The organism is Mycolicibacterium fluoranthenivorans (assembly GCF_011758805.1).
Lineage (GTDB): Bacteria > Actinomycetota > Actinomycetes > Mycobacteriales > Mycobacteriaceae > Mycobacterium > Mycobacterium fluoranthenivorans.
Map to the genome: position 1 here is coordinate 75,545 of NZ_JAANOW010000001.1, position 17,356 is coordinate 92,900.

Genomic DNA, 17,356 nt, shown 5'->3' on the forward strand with positions numbered 1-17,356 from the left:
GCATGCGGGCTCTGATCGTCGTCGACGTACAGCGGGACTTCTGCGAGGGTGGTTCCCTGGCCGTGGCGGGCGGCGCCGATGTCGCCCGCGCGGTGACCGAACTGCTGGGTTCGCACGACTACGACCATGTGGTGGCCACCAAGGACAACCACATCGATCCAGGGTCCCATTTCTCTGATACTCCCGACTACCGGGATTCCTGGCCGCGGCACTGCGTCGTCGGCACCCCGGGTGTCGAGTTCCATCCGTCGTTCGATCCGTCGGCGGTGGAGGCGGTGTTCACCAAGGGTGAGTATTCCGCGGCGTACAGCGGTTTCGAGGGCGCGGAAGCGTCCGGGGCCGGCCTGGCGTCATGGCTGCGCGAGCGCGGGGTGACCGACGTGGACGTGGTAGGTATCGCCACCGACTATTGCGTGAAGGCCACCGCCGCCGATGCCGCGGCCGAGGGTTTCCGCACCCGCGTGCTGCTGGATCTGACTGCGGGCGTGGCCCCGACGAGCACCGACGAGGCGGTGGCCGCGTTGCGGGCGGCCGGCGTCGAGGTCGTCTGAACGTGTCGTAGGTCCCGCTTATAGTCGAATGTATGTTCGACTTGGGTGGTGCGGGGGATGCGGCGCTGATCGAGGCGTTGCGTTGCGCGACCCGCGCTGAGGCGGTCGCTGCGGCGCAGCGGTGGGCGATCATCGCCGCTCTGGTCGACTGGCACTGCAAGGACGAAGACGAAGCGCGGGCGTCTGCGGCGTTGGATGGGTGGGAGTACGCCGCCGCGGAAGTATCGGCGGCCTGCGGGTTGTCCCGGGAGGCCGCGGCCGGGCAGATGCGCATCGCGCTCGCGTTGCGGGATCGGCTCCCGAAAGTGGGGGCCCTGCTCGAGCACGGGGAGATCTCGGCCAAAACCGCGGCCGCGATCACCTGGCGGACCCGGCTGGTCACCGATACCGAGGCGTTGGCGTTGATCGACGCCGCCCTGGCCGGGGTCGCCCCGACGTTGGGGGTGCTCTCGCAGAAGAACACCGAGACCGCCATCGATGTGTGGATCGAGAAATTCGATCCGGTCGCGGTGCACTGCACCCGCACCGCAGCCCGGTCCCGGTGTATCGAGTTCGGGGCCCAGGAGGATCCCGCCGGCACCGTCGCGGTGTGGGGGCGGCTGCTGGCCACCGACGCCGCGGTGCTGCGGGCCCGGCTCACCGCCCTCGCCGCCACGGTCTGCGAGGCCGATCCGCGGACGGTCGGGCAGCGCCGCGCCGACGCCATGGGGTTACTGGCCGTCGATCCGACCGCCGACCGGCTGACGTGTCTGTGTGGGGAGCCCGGCTGCCCGGCCGCCGGGGTGGATCCCCGCTCGGCCGCGGTGACGGTCTACGTACTCACCGACACGGTCCCCGGCGCGGCAGCCGACACCCCACGGGATCCCGGCGTGCACGGCGACGACCTGCAGGGCCTGCGGGCCCCGGCCGCGGTGACCGGCACCCCGGGGGTCATCCCCGGGGGCGGTGTCGTGCCCGCCCCGCTGGTCGCTGAGCTCGTCGCCACCGGCGCCCGGGTCGCCACCCTCGCCGACACCAACGATCTCACCGCTGAGCCGCGGTATCGGCCCTCGGCGAAGCTGGCGGCCTGGGTCCGCACCCGCGACCTGACCTGTACTTTCCCCGGCTGCCACCGCGGCGCCCAGTACTGCGACCTCGACCACAGCGTGCCGTGGCCGGGCGGGGCCACCCACCCCGGAAATCTCGCCGCGCTGTGCCGCACCCATCACCTACTCAAAACCTTCGCCGGCTGGAGCACCGTCCAGCACCCCGACGGGACACACACCTGGACCAACCCCACCGGGCATACCTACACCACGGTCCCGCTGACCCGGATCCTGTTCCCCGACAAACCCATTCACACCCCGGCGCCACCACCGACACCAGCCGGCAGCGGCAGCGGCGTCGGGGATCGGGGGCTGGCCATGCCCCGCCGCCGCCGCACCCGCGCCCACACCCACACCGCCCGAATCAACGCCGAACGCCGCCTCAACCAACACACCCTCGAACAGAACGCGACACCACCACCGTTCTGAGCGAACTCAGCGCGTCGGATCCACCGGAGCACCCGTCCACCGCGGGGCCCGCCCCGCGAGATGCGCGCGCACGCCCTCTCGCGCGTCCTCGTGCGCCATCACCTGCCGGTGGATCTCGGTCTCCCTGGCACCCACCTGCTCGCGCGTGAGCCCGAACGAATCCCACAGCAGCCGCTTGCTCGCGGCAACCGACATGGGTGCGGTGTGCTCGGCGATATCGCGGGCGATCTCCACTGCCGTGGGCAGCACCTCCGCCGCGGGGAGCGCCGTACTCCCGAGCCCGAGCTCCACGGCCCGCCTGCCGTCGAAAGTCGCTCCGGTCAAGAGGATTTCCGCGGCCGCTGAGATTCCCACCAGCCGGGGCAGCACCCAGTGCGCATACGCGTCACCCACCACACCGCGTCGCACCTGCACGACGCCATAGCGGGCGTCGGCCGCGAAGATCCGGATATCGCACTGCAGGGCCAGCGTCAGGCCGAGACCGATGGCGTGGCCGTTGACCGCCGCGATCACCGGTTTGTCCAGGCTCCAGGCCGGCACCTCGATCCCGGCGGCGCTGAATCCCGCTCCCGGTTCGGCGAAGGTCTGGTCACCGGCTCCGAGATCGGCGCCCGCGCAGAAGGCGGGCGGTGCACCGGTGAGCACCACGGCACGGACGGTGTGGTCGGCATCGCAACGGCGGTAGGCGTCGGCCAACTCCGCACGCATCCCGTCACCGAAGGCGTTGCGCCGTTCGGGCCGGTTCAGCGTGATGACGGCGACGCCGCCGTCGGTGTCGACCAACAGGGTCCGGTACTCGTGCACCACCTCATCATGGGGCAGCGCGTCAAGATGTTCGGCCACATCGATATTACCTCTGTAACAGAGGTAATATGTCACGGTGGACGCCTACGACGACCTCGTCACCGAACTGTTCGGTGTGGTGGGGCGATTCCGGAGACAGTTGCGCCGCTCGACCGGGGGCGGCGGATTCGACCGGTCCGGGCTGACCCAATCCCAGGCCGAGCTGCTGCGTCTGGTCGGGCGCAAGCCCGGAATCTCGGTGCGGGAAGCCGCCACCGAACTCAGCCTGGCCGCCAACAGCGCCTCCACCCTAGTCTCCCGGCTCGCCGCGGACGGACTGCTCATCCGGGAGGTGGACGACGCCGATCGCAGGGTCGGACGCTTGCGCCTGGCCGTGCCGGCGCAACGCATCGCCGACGACTCGCGCCACGCCCGCCGTGCTGCGATGGCCGATGCCCTCGATGAACTCGACCCTTCCCAGATCGACCAACTCGCAAAAGGTTTGACGGTCCTCGCCGAACTGACCCGGATACTCCAGGAAAGGCAGCCATGACCACCACTCCGCCGGCAATCGAATGCCGCCGGCTCACCCATCGCTACGGCCAGTTCACCGCCGTGCACGAACTCGACCTGCAGGTGTCCACCGGCGAGACGGTGGGTCTTCTCGGCCCCAACGGCGCCGGGAAGACCACCGTGATCCGGGTGCTCACCACGCTGACCCCCGTGCAGGAGGGCGACGTCCGGATCTTCGGGCTGGACGCGCGACGCGACACCATGGACATCCGCTTCAACATCGGCTATGTCCCGCAACAACTTTCCATCGAAGCAGCGCTGACGGGACGGCAGAACGTGGAGCTGTTCGCCCGGCTCTACGATGTGCCGCGCCGCGAACGGGCCGAGCGGGTCGCCGACGCGCTGGACGCCATGCAACTCACCGACGTCGCCGACAACGTGGCCGGAACCTACTCCGGCGGGATGGTCCGTCGGCTCGAGTTGGCGCAGGCCCTGGTGAACCGGCCGTCACTGCTGTTGCTCGACGAACCGACCGTGGGCCTGGACCCCATCGCACGGGACAGCGTGTGGGAGCAGGTCGGCCGGATGAAGGCGGACTTCGGCATGACGGTACTTCTCACCACGCACTACATGGGCGAAGCCGATGCGCTCTGCGACCGGGTGGCACTGATGCACCACGGCCGGCTACAAGCCGTCGGCACCCCGGCGGAACTGAAGGCCACGGTGAGCCCCACCGCGACCCTCGAAGATGTCTTCCGGCACTACGCGGGATCCGATCTCGACGAGCCCACGCAAGCGGGCCTGCGTGAGGTACAGGCCGCTCGACGGACGGCGCGCCGTGTCAGCTGAAACACTCACCCTGGTCCGGGCGCCGCGGGGCTGGCGCCGACTGCGCGGACTGGCCGTGCGCATCGGCGCCTTCTCCTTGGTCGAACTGCAGAAGCTGCGCCACGACCGCACCGAGTTGTTCACCCGCTTGGTGCAGCCGGCGCTGTGGCTGCTGATCTTCGGCCAGACCTTCAGCCGGCTGCGCGTCATCGATACCGGCCACGTCGACTATCTGGCCTTCCTGGCCCCGGGCATCATCGCCCAGTCCGCCCTGTTCATCTCGATCTTCTACGGAATCCAGATCATCTGGGACCGCGACGCGGGCATCCTGGCCAAGCTCATGGTGACCCCGGCACCACCGTCGGCACTGGTCACCGGGAAGGCCTTCGCCGCCGGTGTGCGCTCGGTGGTGCAGGTGATCGGCGTGGTGCTCCTGACCTACCTGCTGGGCGTGCACATGACCGTCAACCCGCTGCGCATCCTCGGCGCGATGGTCGTGGTGGTGCTGGGATCGGCGTTCTTCGCCTGTCTGTCCATGTCCTTGGCGGGTCTGGTCCGGCACCGCGACCGGCTGATGGGCATCGGCCAGGCCATCACCATGCCGCTGTTCTTCGCCTCCAACGCGCTCTACCCGGTGGATGTGATGCCGCAGTGGTTGCGCTGGCTCTCCGCGGTCAATCCGCTGAGCTACGAGGTGAATGCGTTGCGCGGCCTGCTGATCGGCACGCCCACCAACGGCTGGCTCGATATCGCGGTCCTGATCGTCGCGGCCGTGCTCGGCATCGCCACCGCGTCGGCGCTGCTACGCCGCCTGGTGCGGTAAGACATATCCAGCACATATCGGGCACCCAGATTCACGGCGTTGAGTTGAGTCATGAGCACCGAGAATCGTGACAGCGCAGGCAGAGTCGTCATCGTGCTGGACGCCGGAACCGACGAGGGATACCGCACCGCCCGCGCGCTGCTGGCCGACGGCTGCCGTGTGGTCGCCACTGACCGGCACGCCGCGGCGTTGGTACGCATCCTGCACGACCAACCCGCGGATCGGCTGTTGCTGCTGGCCGCCGACGACTCCCAGCACAACCTGGTGCAGGCCAAAGCGAAAGCCCGGTTCGGCCGGGTGGACTCGGTGATCCGGCCGGCCGGGCTGCCGCTGGCGCTATCGGCCTGACAGGTCGAACACCGTCGTCGATCCGATGAGCTGAGCCGGAAAATGCGCCGCCACCCACTGCGCGATGTCACCGTGGGCGCGCATGTTCAGCGACGGCCCGTGCCCGGGCGCCTTCTCGACGAGGTAGTACCCGATCTGGTGGCGCGCCACGTCATCTTGGAACTGCTTGAGTGTCGGCGCCGGGTCTGTTCCGGAGAAGCCCCCGATCGCCATCACCGCCGTATGCGTCGAGAGTTCCAAACCGGCTGCGCTGGAGGAGCGTTCGATGGCCGCCGACCACGGCGCGGTGCTGGCCGAGAGCAGCGCCTGCAGCGCGGGGGTATCCGCGTCGCGGCCCCACATACCGGTTTCCCGACCAGATCGGTGTGGGCCGACCAACGGCCCGCCGCCCTGGTGCGCGTTGGCGACGGTCGCCACGGCGTAGGCGGCCGGCCCGAGCAGCGCGGCGCACAGAGCAAGCACGAGTGCCCCTTGCGCGATCACCGGCTTGCGAATCCAGCACGCCAGACCGGCGACCGCCAGCACGACGATGCCCCAGCGGATCACCGGCAACCAGTGCGGGTTTCGGTGCAGCAACCACCATCCCCAGCCGGCGGTACCGGCCAGCAGCGCCGTCAGGCCCAACCGGCCTAACCAGGTGCCCCGGCACTCCCACATCCGGCGCACGCCGAGGGCGAACATCGCGGCCACGGCGGGAGCCACCGACAGGCAGTAGTACGCGTGTGCGGTGCCGTGCATGAAGCTGAGCACCAATCCGTCCACCAGCAGCCAGCCGCCGAACAGCACGGCGCCCGCCCGCACCCGGTCGGTGCGCGGCGCCCGGCCCCGTTCCACCACCACCAGCACGGTGGCCAACAACGCCCCGGGCAACAACCAGCCGATCTCGAAGCCGAACTCGCCGTTGAAAAGCCTTGCCAGTCCTTGCGATTGGCCACCCCAGCTGCCGACGCCGCCGCCCTGGATTCCGATCGATCCGAAACTGGTCGCGCGGTGTCTGCCCAGGACGCGGGCCAGACCGTTGTACCCGAGCACCAGATTCATGAAGTTGTTGTCGGTAGAACCGGCGAGATACGGCCGCGACGACGCCGGCCACGCCAGCGTCAGCAGCACGTACCAACCCGAGGACACCAGAAACGCCCCCAGCGCCCCGAGCAGGTGCAGCAGCCGCGACCGCCATGCCACCGGTGCCGCGATCAGGTAGACCAACCCCAGCGCCGGCATCGACATGAGCCCTTCGAGCATCTTGGCCAGGAACGCGAAACCCAGCGCCACCCCGGCCAGCGCCATCCAGCGGGCGCCGTTTCGTTCCAGAGCCCGCACCGTGCAATACGCCGCCGCGGTCATCAACAACACCATCACCGCATCGGGATTGTTGAACCGGAACATCAACGCCGCCACCGGCGTCAACGCCAACCCCGCACCCGCCAGCAGCCCGGCCCACCGCCCGCCGATCCGGCGCACCGCTCCATAGAGCAACCACACCGAGCCGACCGCCATCAACGCCTCGGGCACCAGCATGCTCGCACTACTGAACCCGAACAACTGACCCGACAGGCCCATCACCCACTGCGACACCGGCGGCTTGTCCACCGTGATGAAATTGCGCGGATCCAACGACCCGAACAACAACGCCTCCCAGTCCACCGACCCGGCCTGCGCGGCCGCAGCATAGAACTGATTGCCCATCCCGTTGACCGTGATATTCCACAGATAGAGCACGGCGGTGCCGATCAGCAGCACGGCCAGGTCGGCCTTGGCCCGAAGGTAGGTCACGCCCAACAGTCAGCCATCCCGACCGTGAGCGAACCTGTGAGTCCGCCGCGAGGACGCTGCGGGTCGGTGACGAGGGGTGCGCGGCTATCCGGCCACGATCCTGTCGACGGCGGCCAGCGGGATAGGTAACCAGTCCGGGCGGTACCGCGCCTCGTACCCGACCTCGTACACCGCCTTGTCCAGTTCGTAGGCCGCCAGCGCTGCCACCTCGTGGCGCGGGTCGGTGCCACTGACGGCCGCGTAGCCGTCGCAGAACGCCGCGCAGTTGCGGTCCACCCAAGCCCGCGTGCCGCGTGCCGCGTAGTCGTAGGACCGCAGCATGCCGGCGACGTCGCGCAGTGCCGAGTCCGGGCGGCGGCGATCCGCCAGCGGCTGGCCGGGCTCGCCTTCGAAGTCGATCACCAGCCAGGTGCTCGGGGTGCGCAGCACCTGGCCCAGATGCAGGTCGCCGTGGATCCGCTGGACCGTGCTCGGCGCATCGGTCAGGGCGCGGTAGCGGGTCTCGATCCGCGGGACGTAGTCATGCAGCTGGGGCACCGCAGCGGCCACGCCACGCAACCGCCGCACCCAGGTGTCGACGGGGAACGGCGCGGTCGAGGTGCCGAGCGTGCCGGCCAGGGCCGCGTGCACACTGCCGACCGCCTCGCCCAAGGCGTAGGAGTCGGCGTCGAAGTCGACGGAGGAGTCTCCGGCGGCGGCCAGGGCCAAGTCCCATCCGTCGGTCGAACCGGCCGCGAAGGAGGTGAGCATTCCCAGCGCGTACGGCTCACCGTCGCCGGCCAGCTCGTAGCTGCCCAGGAGCGGCGTCACATGCGGGTTGCCGGCCAGGGCGCGGGTCAGTTCGATATCGGGATTGATCCCGGCGATGACGTGCCGGAACACCTTGAGGATGGCCTTCTCACCGAACACCACGCTGGTATTGGACTGTTCGGCACCCAGCCGGCGGCCCACCCGGTCGGCCGGGAGCACCGCCCCCGGCTCCAGGCGAAAAGTCACCGGCCCGACGGTCTCGGACGTCCCCAGCAGATTCAGCAGGATGCCTGCCGCGGCGGGATCGGCCATCGCGTCATAGCCGGCTCGGTCACCGTCGACGCCGATCAGCGCGGGATCATCTCGGCCATCTGCGTCCCGCCACCGCACCAGCACCTGGTACTGCTCGACCGAGCCGTCGGTATAGCCGACGTCCAGCAGCGCGAGTTCCAGATCGTGGGTCAACTGCACCGTCTGCGCCGGCCCCACCGCGCGCAGTTGCCTGCCGCGTCCCGAGTACCAGCGCTGCGCAGGCAGCCACGCGTCGAACGCAAGATTCACCAAAGCCACGTATCCATCCGTACCCGACTGCTGATCTTCGTACACCCCGCAGGTTTGTGGGTATGGTGCCGACGTGGCTGACCAATCCCCCGTCGCTTCGCCCGCCCCCGACCAATCCCCCGTCGCTTCGCTCGCCCCCGCCTCTGGCTCTGGCTCTGGCTCTACCCTGCGTGATCACGGCGACCCCGGCGATGCCCCGAGCATCCCGCCGGCCCTGACCCCCGTCGTCAACGCCACCCGGCCGTCGGCGGCCGAAGAGGCCCGCACCATCGCCTCTTCCACCAATGCCGGCACCCTGGCCACCCTCACCGCCGACGGCGACCCCTGGGCGTCGTTCATCACCTACGGCCTGGTGGGCGGTGCGCCGGTGTTGTGCGTGTCCAATATGGCCGAGCACGGCCGCAACCTGGCCGGTGATCAGCGGGCCAGCATCTCGATCGTGGCGCCGGACGCGCCGGAGGACCCGTTGGCGTCGGGCCGGATCACCCTGGCCGGGGTGGTCACCCGGCCCACCGGCGCCGAACTCGACGCCGCTCGGCAGGCACATCTGGACGCGGTGCCCGCCGCGAAGTACTACATCGACTACAGCGACTTCACCCTCTGGGTGCTGCAGGTGCAGCGGGTCCGCTGGGTCGGGGGTTACGGCCGGATGGATTCCACCACCGGTGCCGACTACGCCGCCGCAGAACCCGATCCGGTGTCCCCGCATGCCGCCGGCGCGATCGCCCATCTCAACGCCGACCACGCCGACGCGCTGACGGCCATCGCGCAAACCCTCGGCGGCTACCCGGACGCCACCGCCGTGACCTGCACCGCCGCCGACCGTTATGGCCTGGACCTGCGGGTGCTCACTCCGCGGGGCATGGCCTACACCCGGGCCGGCTATTCCGAGCCCATCAACTCCATCGGTGAATTGCGCGCGGCCTCAGTCGAATTGACGCATCGGGCCCGGCAGGCCTGAGCGCTGCGTGCCCGGTGCAATACGATTCCGGGTATGCAGCGACCGGACACCTGGCAGGCGGCCTTCGACCTGATCCGCACCCGCGCCCACGAACGGCGTGAAGAACCGTTCCGGCTGGTCAGCGGCCAGCTGAGCCACGACTACATCGACGGCAAGTACGCCATCGACGACGGTGAGCGGCTCACCATCGTCAGCCGGGCGGTGGCTGATCTGGCGGCGCTGAACGGTATCGAGTTCGACGCCGTCGGCGGTCTGACCATGGGGGCGGACCCGTTGGCGCACGGTATTGCGATGGTGACGGGTAAGGCCTGGTTCTCGGTGCGCAAGGAGCAGAAGCAGCGCGGGCGTGAGCAGTGGATCGAGGGCACCCGCCTGAAGGAGGGTGATCGGGTCCTGCTGGTCGACGACGTGATCAGCACCGGCGGGTCGACGGAGAAGGCGTACGAGCGGGTGCAACAGGTCGGCGCCGTGGTCACCGGTGTCATCCCGATGGTGGACCGCGGCGACGTGGCCGCCGAACTGTTCGGCGGTAAAGGGGTGCCGTTCGTCGCTCTGGTCACCTACAAGGACCTGGGCATCGACCCGGTCAAAGCCGTCTAGAAGCGGAGATTGCGCAGCAGGTCGTAGACGCCCGCTATCCACAGCAGCAACGGGATCACCGCGGCGATGGCCGCGCCGTCGAGCAGTTCCAGGATGCGTTTGGTGACCGGTGAGACGCGCTGCACATCGGCGGTGGCGCCGACGATGATCAGTGCCACGACCGCGACCACGGTGTAGCCGGCCAGCACCAACCAGGCCGACTGCGGGTACCAGAGGCACAGCCGGATCATCACCCCGGTCGGCACCGCCACGGTGACCGCCAGAAGGGCCCAGGCGCACCAGCGTTCGGCGTACAGCCGGGAGCGGAAGCCACTCACCGCGGCCACCAGTGCGGCCACGATCAGGCTGTGCACGAAGAAGTGGCCCTGCTCCACCACCGCGATCGCGCCGGTGGCCAACACCACCGCACCCGCGGTGAGGAAACCGTTGAGAAGCTGCTTGGAGAGCTGACTGCGCTCGCTGAGGCGCGCGGCCGATTCGGGGACCGAGGCGATGATCGCCTGCCACGTCGGGCTTTCCTCGTCGGCGCCGTCGGGGTGGGACACCGGGTCCAGCAGTTCGTCGTTGGCCACCGTCTCCCCCGGCGCCGGGATCGGCGGGAGCGCGATACGCGCAACGGCGACGGTCAGCTTGGCCGCATTGGTCACCACGATGAGGCCGAAGGCGATGGCACCGGCAGGCACCCAGTCCTGGGCGCCGTACCCGTAGGCGATCGCCGCCGCGGTGAGGGCCGTCGCCGCCACCGCGAGAAAGGACGCCAGATCCGCACGCCGGCGCGGGCCGCCCCGGGTGGCCAGGGCATACAGCAGGACGACGCCGGCCGCCGCGGCGATCTGCGGGGCGCCGAGACCGTCGGCATCCCGGGGCAGCGGCACCGCCAGCGCGACGGCACCCGCCAGCGCGGGAAGCGCTGCCACCAAGAGACTTTCGGCCATGTCGACATTGCCGAACCGGCTCTTCGAGAGCATGCTGCCGCCGAGCAGACCCAGCCCCAGCACGCCCAGCGCGACGGTCCACCACCAGCCGTGGCCGGCCTGCGACCAGGCCAGCAGGGCGGTGATGACCACGACGGTCGACACGACCGGAACCGCCAGCCCGACAAACCGGTTCAGCGCGGTGCGGTCGAACACCGGGGATTCGTCGAGTACGGCGATCGCATCGATGACGTCTTCGACGAGCGGCCGATAGCGCTCGGTGCGGCTGACCGACACCAACGTCAGCAGCGATCCGTCGACGACACCCGCATCGTCGAGCGATTCGGTCGCCTTCAGCGGCGGAGCGCCCGGCCGCGCGAACGCCCACTCCCCCTGCGCCTTGAAGTCGAACCCCGCCAGCACCTCGGCCGGTGTGTCATCCAGCAGATCCGCCAGTACGGCCACCGTCTCGTCGATGTAGGTCTCGATCGAGGCGGCGGCCGGCAGCACCAGGTCGGTGAGACGGCGTCCGGTCAGGATGGTGACTCGGGTCGTTGCCGGGCGGCCGGGCGTCACGCTCGTGGACGCGGGTGCGACCGCACCGGTTGAGGTGGCGGTCAACGACGTTCGAGGCGGTCGAAGTCGTCGGACAGCGCCGCAGCGAGTTCCACGATCCGGCGCTGGAAGGTGCTGCCCAGCAGTTCGAGCTGGATCTCGGTACCGGCGGCGATGTGCTTGTCCCAGGGCAGCACGATCACCCGGCCGGGTGCGACATGCCGTTCGAACTGCTGCACGAGGTCTTCCACGTCGATGTTGGTCTTGCCCGGGGTGACGTGGTTGATCACCACGCACGACCGGCCCAGCAGATCTTGATAGCCGTTCTGCCGCAACCAGTCCATGGTGACGGCGGCCTGGCGGGCCCCGTCGATGGAGGCGCTCGCGACGATCACCAGACCGGACACCGTGGACAGCACACCGCGCGCGGCCGGCTGGAACAGCCCGGCGCCACAGTCGGCGAGCACGAGGTTGTAATAGCGCGAGACGATGCCGACCGCGCCCTTCCAGTCGTCGTCGTTGAACTCGCGCCGGGCGGCGCTGTACTCCTCCGAGGACAACACCTCGAGGTTGGCGCCGTTCATGCTGGTGTACGCCCGGATGTCGTTGTAACGGGATAACTCTTGGTCGGACAACAGATCTGAGATCGTGGCCGCGGACTGCCGGCCCGCCCGGTCGGCGAGGTTTCCGCCGTCGGGGTCGGCGTCGATGGCCAGGATACGGTCGCCGCGGACCCGGCTCAGCGCCGAACCGAGCGCCACGGTGACAGCGGTCTTTCCGACGCCGCCCTTGAGCCCGAACACGCCGATCTGGTAGGAGTCCCTGGCATTTCGGCGGATTCGCGCGTGCAGGTCCATCTCGTAGATCTCGTCGGGCGAGAGCCCGAGGTTGATCCGGCTGAACACATACAGCCAGTGCCGCCAGCCGCGCTGGGACGGCATCTTCACCGCCGTGCGGACACCGACGTGTGAGAGTGCGTCGATGGCACGGTGATTGCCCATGCTGGCGGCTGAGGTCGGCGCGGGCTGGGCCGGGATCGGCTGGCTTTGCGACCACACCGGTTCCGGCGCCTCGGCGAAGACCTGGCTGGGTGCCGGCGCAGGCGCGGGACGGGCCGGCGGGGCCGGTGCGGGCCGCTGCTGCTCGTGCCGGGCACCGGAGGTCTGGGCGGCGGGCGGCGGGGTGCGCAGCATTCCGTTCTGGGCGCGCTGCGGACCGGTGTGTTGGGCCGGCCGGATCTGCTGGGTGATCTCCGCCTCACGCGGGGCAGGGACGCCCGACGCCTGGGTCTGCGTCGGGGCGACCGGCATCGACGGCGGAGTCACCTCGGTGGCACGCGGCGCCGAGGCGTGGATGGGCATCGGTGGCGGTGTGACCGCCGGTGCCGCACCGTCGATTTCGCTGTTGGCCTCACCGTCGGCGGGGCCGGCGGAGTGGAAGAGCCGGTCATAGTCGGCCGACATGATTACCTCTCATAGGTGATACGCGACTGTGCAAGCAGGAGGTGGGCGGACAAGCCTCAGGCTAGTCCGCCCACCCCACCTGCACTGTGGTTCTAACCGGCGAACATCCCGGTGACGCCGGCTTCGGTCTGCGCCATGGTCTGGGCGGCTTCGTCGACGGTCTGCGCCAGATTCTGCAGCGCGTTGTTCAGCTCGGCCGCCGTGCTGTTCCAGCGGACCTGCAGGGCCTGGTAGGCCTCGCGGGCGGCGCCGTCCCAGGTGGCCGCGAGCCGGCCCAGCGAGGCCTCGCCCTCTTCGAGCAGGCTCTGGGTGGTACCCACGGAGCCGTGGATGTCGGCGGCGCCGGCCATGATGGCGGCGAAATTCCATGTCTGTTGGCTCATGATTCGATTTCTCCGTTTCGGTGGTGGTAGGTGATTCGGGTGCTAGATCATCCGGCTGGCGAGGGCGCTGGCCTGGTCCTCGTCGGTGCTGCCGTACTGCGTGCCACCGATGCCCAGGTTCTCGGAGATGTCGTCGAGCTCCCGGTTCTGCTGCGTGGCGGCCTCGTGGAAGCGCAGCAGGGCGGCCTGCGCGGCGGTCGCCGACGCACCGACCCACGCCGGCTGCAGGCCGGCCGCGGTGGCCTCGACGTGGGCCATCACGGTCCTGAGTTCGTCCGCGATGCGCTGGAAGTTGGCCGACTCGCCCGCGATGACGGAGAGATCGGCTTCCATCCCCTGTCCTGAAGTCATGGTGAAGCTACCTTTCCTTTTCCTGTGTCCTCACCACGTGTTGGCGAGTCTTCCAGCCCCCTCGGCCGGGAAGTTTGGGTGTTGCCGGTGCCGGTCATCGGTCGTCACCAGTCGTCGTCGTCTTCATCGAAACCATGGGCCAGCGGTGACGGGGTGGCGAGCGCCTCCCGCTTGCCACCGCTCTTCTCGCGCTGAGCGGCGCCGTTCATCGGGCCACCGCCGCCCGATCCGGCACCCACCGGCGCCAGACCGGCACCGGCTCCCCCGGCGGATGCTCCGGTCGGCGCCGGAGTCGACTGAGCCGGCGACCCGACCAGACTGGACATCAGCGGTGTCCGGGCCAGCGTGCCGCCGGCGCCCGGCAGCGACGCGGCGCGCACCAGACCCGCGCCCGATGTCGCACCCGAGCCGCCCAGCAGCGGGTGCTCCGAGAACGGGCTCGCGCCGATCAGACCGAACTGCCGGCCGCCACTTCCGCCCATCTGACCGAAGATCGAGCTCACCTGCTGCAACGGTTGGGTCAGCGTCTGCGCCCCCTGCGTGACGCCCTGTGTCATCTGCTGAGGCGCCTGGATCAGCGACTGGCCCAGTTGCGACGCGATCTGCAGGCCCTGTTGCATCCCTTGCTGCAGCATCTGCTGGGTCTGCTGGCCCTGAGCCTTATCGGCTTTCTGTGCCGCCCCCTGGGCACGCTGCTCACCCTGATTCGCAAATGCCGCACCCCGGCCCGCCGTCAGCCCGGCCGACTCCACGGTCGCCTGCATGGTGGTGTGCGCGAAGGCGGCCTCGCGCAGCGCCGAGCCGGGCAGGGTCGCGGCGAGCTGCCCCGAGGCCATGCCCAGTGCCGACTCCCCGACCCCCGGCACGACGATGGGCGTCATCGGCAGAATCGGTTCGAAGATGGTGTTGGCCGTGGTCTCGGCCTGGTACCCGAACATCACGGCGGCGGCCTGTTCCCACATCCGGACGTAGTCGGCCTCGTTGATGCCGATCGGAACCGCATTCACGCCGAGGAAGTTGGTGGCGTTGAGCACCGCATTCGTGACGTGGTTCATCTCGATCTCGGGCAACGGCGGCGTCACCGCCATGGCCAGCGCGTACGAATTCGCTTGTGCGATGGCCTGCATAGCGCGCTTCTGCGATTGCAGCGCGGCGGTGCGCAGCCACACCACCATCGGCGTGGTCGCGGTGACCGCCTGCTCGCTGGCCTGGCCCTGCCAGGAACCCGACAGCGAGGCGAGACTGGCCGCGAGTTCTTCGGCCTGCGTCTCCAGCGAGATCGCCAGAGTTTCCCACGCCGCCGCCGCCTGGAGCATCGGCGTCGGGCCGGCACCGGCCATCAGGCGGCCGGTGTTGATCTCCGGTGGCAATGCCTCATAGAACATCGTCAACATTGCGGGGACTGCAGACATTGTTTGCCAGCTTCGCTCTCGTCAATTCTTGGCGGTCGCCGAGCCGGTCACATCAGGGTGGCGGCGCCCTCGGCGTCCACCGTCGTGTAGATGCCGGAAGACTCCAGATAGGCGGCGCCGGCGCGGGCCAGTTCCTGCTGGGCGTAGGCATTCAGCGCCGCAACCTGGGCGGCCTCGCTGGCAAAGGCGAGGGCCGCCTGGACCGACACCTCTTCGGCCCCTGCAGGCAGCAGGGCCATAGCCTCACTGGTCGCGGTGGTTCCGGTGGCGAGTCCGCGTCCCCCGTTGGCAACCACCTGGCTGCCGATGCCCAGCACCGCGGGCGAGTGTTCCATCGGTTGCATGTGCAGTTCCTCCTCAACGGTTCCAAACGAGCTGGATGACATCTTTGGGATGGGGACCGCAAGTCCTGCCGTGGCGCTTCAATCGTGGACCCCCCGATCCGTTTGCTACCCCGTCGCCGTCAATTTTGCCAGGCGACTCGAAATCCATACTAACCGTGGTTTTGGGGTGGTGCCGACACTTCTTCTTCCGGAGGATCGACATACGCCGCCTGAATCACCTCCTTCGCGTCCGGAGAGACGAGAAGTGCCTGGCCAGGCGGCCTGCGCTTGAGCTTGAACGCACTCGACGGGAACTCGGTCTTGTCGCCGGAGAGGAACAGCGTCGGGGTCCCCGCGCCGTAGGCCGCCCCGACGAACCGGTCCATCGTGGCCCGCTGCGCCTGACTCATCTGGCACGTGACGACGAGGTGCAGGCCGATGTCCGCGGCCGCGGGCAGCAGGGGCCACAACGGCGCCATCGGAGGCAGGCCGCCCGCGGCCGCCACCACCATGTGCCAGTCGTCGATGAGCAGCACGATATCGGGGCCCGACCACCAGGATCGGGACCGCAATTGGGAGGTCGTGAGGTCCGCCGGCGGGAGCCTCTTCTGGAGCAGAACCGCCAGCCCCTTCACCGACTCGTCGAACGTCGCGGCATTGCGATTGATTGCTCCGGCCGACAGCAGATGACTCTCGGGAACCGCATCCAGCAAACCCGATCGGAAGTCACCGACCATGAACCGCACCTGATCTCGATTGTTGCGCAAGCAAATAGCTTGGGCGATCGCATGCGCGATCCGGGTCTTGCCGGACTTGGGCGCACCGAAGACCAACACATGCGGCGTGCGCTGCATATCGGTGTAGGACACCGACAAGTCGGACTCGCGCACGCCCAGCGGAATGGTCCACCGCGTGCGGTAGTCGGCATCGGGTCCGGGCGGATTGGGGTCCATCTCGTTCAGGTAGATCCGGCTGGGCAGGACTCTGACCTGCGGGGCTTCCTCGGTGTGCAGCGATGCGATGTGGTCGACGGCCGCGGTGATGGCCGGCACCAGGTCGGCACCGCTGTGCACACCGTCCAGGCGCGGCACCCCGATCATCAGGTGGTGCTTCTCCAACGAGATCGCCCGGCCCGGCCGGTTGGCCGGGATCTCCCTGGTCATCCGGTCTATCTGCGTCTCGTTGACATCGCCGAGCCGGAACTCCACCTTGGTGCCCAGGTAGTCCCGGACCCGGGAGCGCAGCTCGGTCCAGCGCGGTGTGGCAATCACGGTGTGCACCCCGAACGCCAGGCCCTGGGCGGCCAGGTCCTGCACCACCGGCTCCAGATCGGGGAACTCGCCGACGAACGCCGGCCAGCCGTCGATGACGAGGAAGACGTCCCCGAACGGGTCCTGCGACGCCGCGTGATTCGGGTCCTCCCGCATCTGCCGGTACGCGGCGATGGAACCCACCCGGTACTGCTTGAACGTCGCTTCCCGCTGCCGCAGCACGGCCTTGATCTCCGCCACGGCCCGGTTGACCCGGTCCGGCTCGGCGCGGGTGGCGACCCCGCCGACATGCGGCAGCCCTTCCAGGTACATCAAACCGCCACCACCCATGTCGATGCAGTAGAACTGCACCTGGCGGGGAGTGTGCGTGGCCGCGGCCGAGAGCACCAGGGTCTGCAGGAAGGTGGACTTCCCGGTCTGGGGCGCCCCGCCGACGGCGATGTTGCCGCCGGCTCCGGACACATCGATACCCCAGACCTCCTGGCGGTGCCGGCGCGGCTCGTCCATGATCCCGAGCCCGAAACGCAACGGCTGCCGGTGATCCCGCTCGACGAGCTCGTTGACCGGGGTGGGATCCGCCAGCGGGGGCAGCCACATCTTGTACGCCCGCACCTCACCGGTGGTCAGCTGTTCGAGGACCACCTCGCGCAGCACCCGCTGGTCACCGAGTTCGGTCATA

At 69.2% G+C, this 17,356-nt stretch carries 18 protein-coding genes; 8 read left to right on the plus strand and 10 right to left on the minus strand.

What is annotated here, in order from left to right; genetic code table 11:
- The first annotated feature begins 2 nt into the window (after positions 1-2).
- Complete coding sequence (locus tag FHU31_RS00405; RefSeq protein WP_167154527.1) at positions 3-551, plus strand: isochorismatase family protein; 549 nt, start codon at positions 3-5, stop codon at positions 549-551.
- 32 nt (positions 552-583) lie between these two features.
- Positions 584-2,065, plus strand: coding sequence for an HNH endonuclease signature motif containing protein (locus FHU31_RS00410; RefSeq protein ID WP_167154530.1), 1,482 nt, complete (start codon positions 584-586; stop codon positions 2,063-2,065).
- Positions 2,066-2,071: 6 nt separating this feature from the next.
- On the opposite strand, the gene FHU31_RS00415 is transcribed toward FHU31_RS00410, so the two are convergent.
- The gene (locus FHU31_RS00415) at positions 2,072-2,908 is read right to left on the minus strand and encodes an enoyl-CoA hydratase/isomerase family protein (protein WP_409371196.1); all 837 of its coding nucleotides are present in this window, start codon (positions 2,906-2,908) and stop codon (positions 2,072-2,074) included.
- Between the two features lie 37 nt (positions 2,909-2,945).
- Here FHU31_RS00415 and FHU31_RS00420 point away from each other — a divergent pair, with 37 nt between their 5' ends.
- From FHU31_RS00420 to FHU31_RS00435, 4 genes are read left to right on the plus strand one after another with little or no spacing between them, the layout of a single operon-like run.
- Positions 2,946-3,401, plus strand: coding sequence for a MarR family winged helix-turn-helix transcriptional regulator (locus FHU31_RS00420; RefSeq protein WP_167154532.1), 456 nt, complete (start codon positions 2,946-2,948; stop codon positions 3,399-3,401).
- Positions 3,398-4,210 (plus strand): ATP-binding cassette domain-containing protein, encoded by an 813-nt coding sequence (locus tag FHU31_RS00425; protein ID WP_167154535.1) that lies wholly within the window; start codon positions 3,398-3,400, stop codon positions 4,208-4,210. Before FHU31_RS00420 ends, FHU31_RS00425 begins: the two co-directional genes overlap by 4 nt.
- A complete protein-coding gene (locus FHU31_RS00430) occupies positions 4,200-5,012 on the plus strand; it encodes an ABC transporter permease (protein WP_167154537.1) in 813 nt (270 codons plus the stop codon). Before FHU31_RS00425 ends, FHU31_RS00430 begins: the two co-directional genes overlap by 11 nt.
- A 51-nt stretch (positions 5,013-5,063) precedes the next feature.
- Positions 5,064-5,360 carry an SDR family NAD(P)-dependent oxidoreductase gene (locus FHU31_RS00435; RefSeq protein ID WP_167154539.1) on the plus strand — a complete coding sequence of 99 codons (297 nt, stop codon included), beginning with the start codon at positions 5,064-5,066 and terminating at the stop codon, positions 5,358-5,360.
- Here FHU31_RS00435 and FHU31_RS00440 read toward each other — a convergent pair.
- Together FHU31_RS00440 and FHU31_RS00445 are read right to left on the minus strand one after the other, a co-directional pair.
- On the minus strand, positions 5,349-7,133 hold the full coding sequence (locus FHU31_RS00440; RefSeq protein ID WP_337788047.1) for an ArnT family glycosyltransferase: 1,785 nt from the start codon (positions 7,131-7,133) through the stop codon (positions 5,349-5,351). The two genes, FHU31_RS00435 and FHU31_RS00440, sit on opposite strands and share 12 nt — an antisense overlap.
- 84 nt (positions 7,134-7,217) lie before the next feature.
- On the minus strand, positions 7,218-8,444 hold the full coding sequence (locus FHU31_RS00445) for a maltokinase N-terminal cap-like domain-containing protein (RefSeq protein WP_263987733.1): 1,227 nt from the start codon (positions 8,442-8,444) through the stop codon (positions 7,218-7,220).
- Positions 8,445-8,610: 166 nt separating this feature from the next.
- Between FHU31_RS00445 and FHU31_RS00450 the strand changes: the two genes are divergently transcribed.
- Positions 8,611-9,405 (plus strand): HugZ family pyridoxamine 5'-phosphate oxidase, encoded by a 795-nt coding sequence (locus FHU31_RS00450; protein WP_167160463.1) that lies wholly within the window; start codon positions 8,611-8,613, stop codon positions 9,403-9,405.
- 33 nt (positions 9,406-9,438) lie between these two features.
- Entirely contained in the window at positions 9,439-10,005 is a 567-nt protein-coding gene (pyrE, locus tag FHU31_RS00455) for an orotate phosphoribosyltransferase (RefSeq protein WP_167154544.1), read from the plus strand.
- Here pyrE and eccD read toward each other — a convergent pair.
- From eccD to eccCb, 7 genes are all read right to left on the minus strand, one after another.
- The gene (gene eccD, locus FHU31_RS00460; protein ID WP_167154546.1) at positions 10,002-11,540 is read right to left on the minus strand and encodes a type VII secretion integral membrane protein EccD; all 1,539 of its coding nucleotides are present in this window, start codon (positions 11,538-11,540) and stop codon (positions 10,002-10,004) included. The genes pyrE and eccD overlap by 4 nt on opposite strands.
- Positions 11,537-12,937 (minus strand): MinD/ParA family ATP-binding protein, encoded by a 1,401-nt coding sequence (locus FHU31_RS00465; protein WP_167154549.1) that lies wholly within the window; start codon positions 12,935-12,937, stop codon positions 11,537-11,539. Before FHU31_RS00465 ends, eccD begins: the two co-directional genes overlap by 4 nt.
- 92 nt (positions 12,938-13,029) lie before the next feature.
- The gene (locus FHU31_RS00470; protein ID WP_090364751.1) at positions 13,030-13,320 is read right to left on the minus strand and encodes a WXG100 family type VII secretion target; all 291 of its coding nucleotides are present in this window, start codon (positions 13,318-13,320) and stop codon (positions 13,030-13,032) included.
- Between the two features lie 42 nt (positions 13,321-13,362).
- Positions 13,363-13,671, minus strand: coding sequence for a WXG100 family type VII secretion target (locus FHU31_RS00475; RefSeq protein WP_234901109.1), 309 nt, complete (start codon positions 13,669-13,671; stop codon positions 13,363-13,365).
- A 104-nt stretch (positions 13,672-13,775) separates the two neighbouring features.
- Positions 13,776-15,083 carry a PPE family protein gene (locus tag FHU31_RS00480; RefSeq protein ID WP_234901110.1) on the minus strand — a complete coding sequence of 436 codons (1,308 nt, stop codon included), beginning with the start codon at positions 15,081-15,083 and terminating at the stop codon, positions 13,776-13,778.
- A 47-nt stretch (positions 15,084-15,130) separates the two neighbouring features.
- Positions 15,131-15,427: a PE family protein gene (locus FHU31_RS00485; protein ID WP_167154551.1), complete on the minus strand. Its 297-nt coding sequence runs from the start codon at positions 15,425-15,427 to the stop codon at positions 15,131-15,133.
- Positions 15,428-15,576: 149 nt separating this feature from the next.
- Positions 15,577-17,355: a type VII secretion protein EccCb gene (gene eccCb, locus FHU31_RS00490; protein ID WP_167160467.1), complete on the minus strand. Its 1,779-nt coding sequence runs from the start codon at positions 17,353-17,355 to the stop codon at positions 15,577-15,579.
- Position 17,356 lies beyond the last annotated feature (1 nt).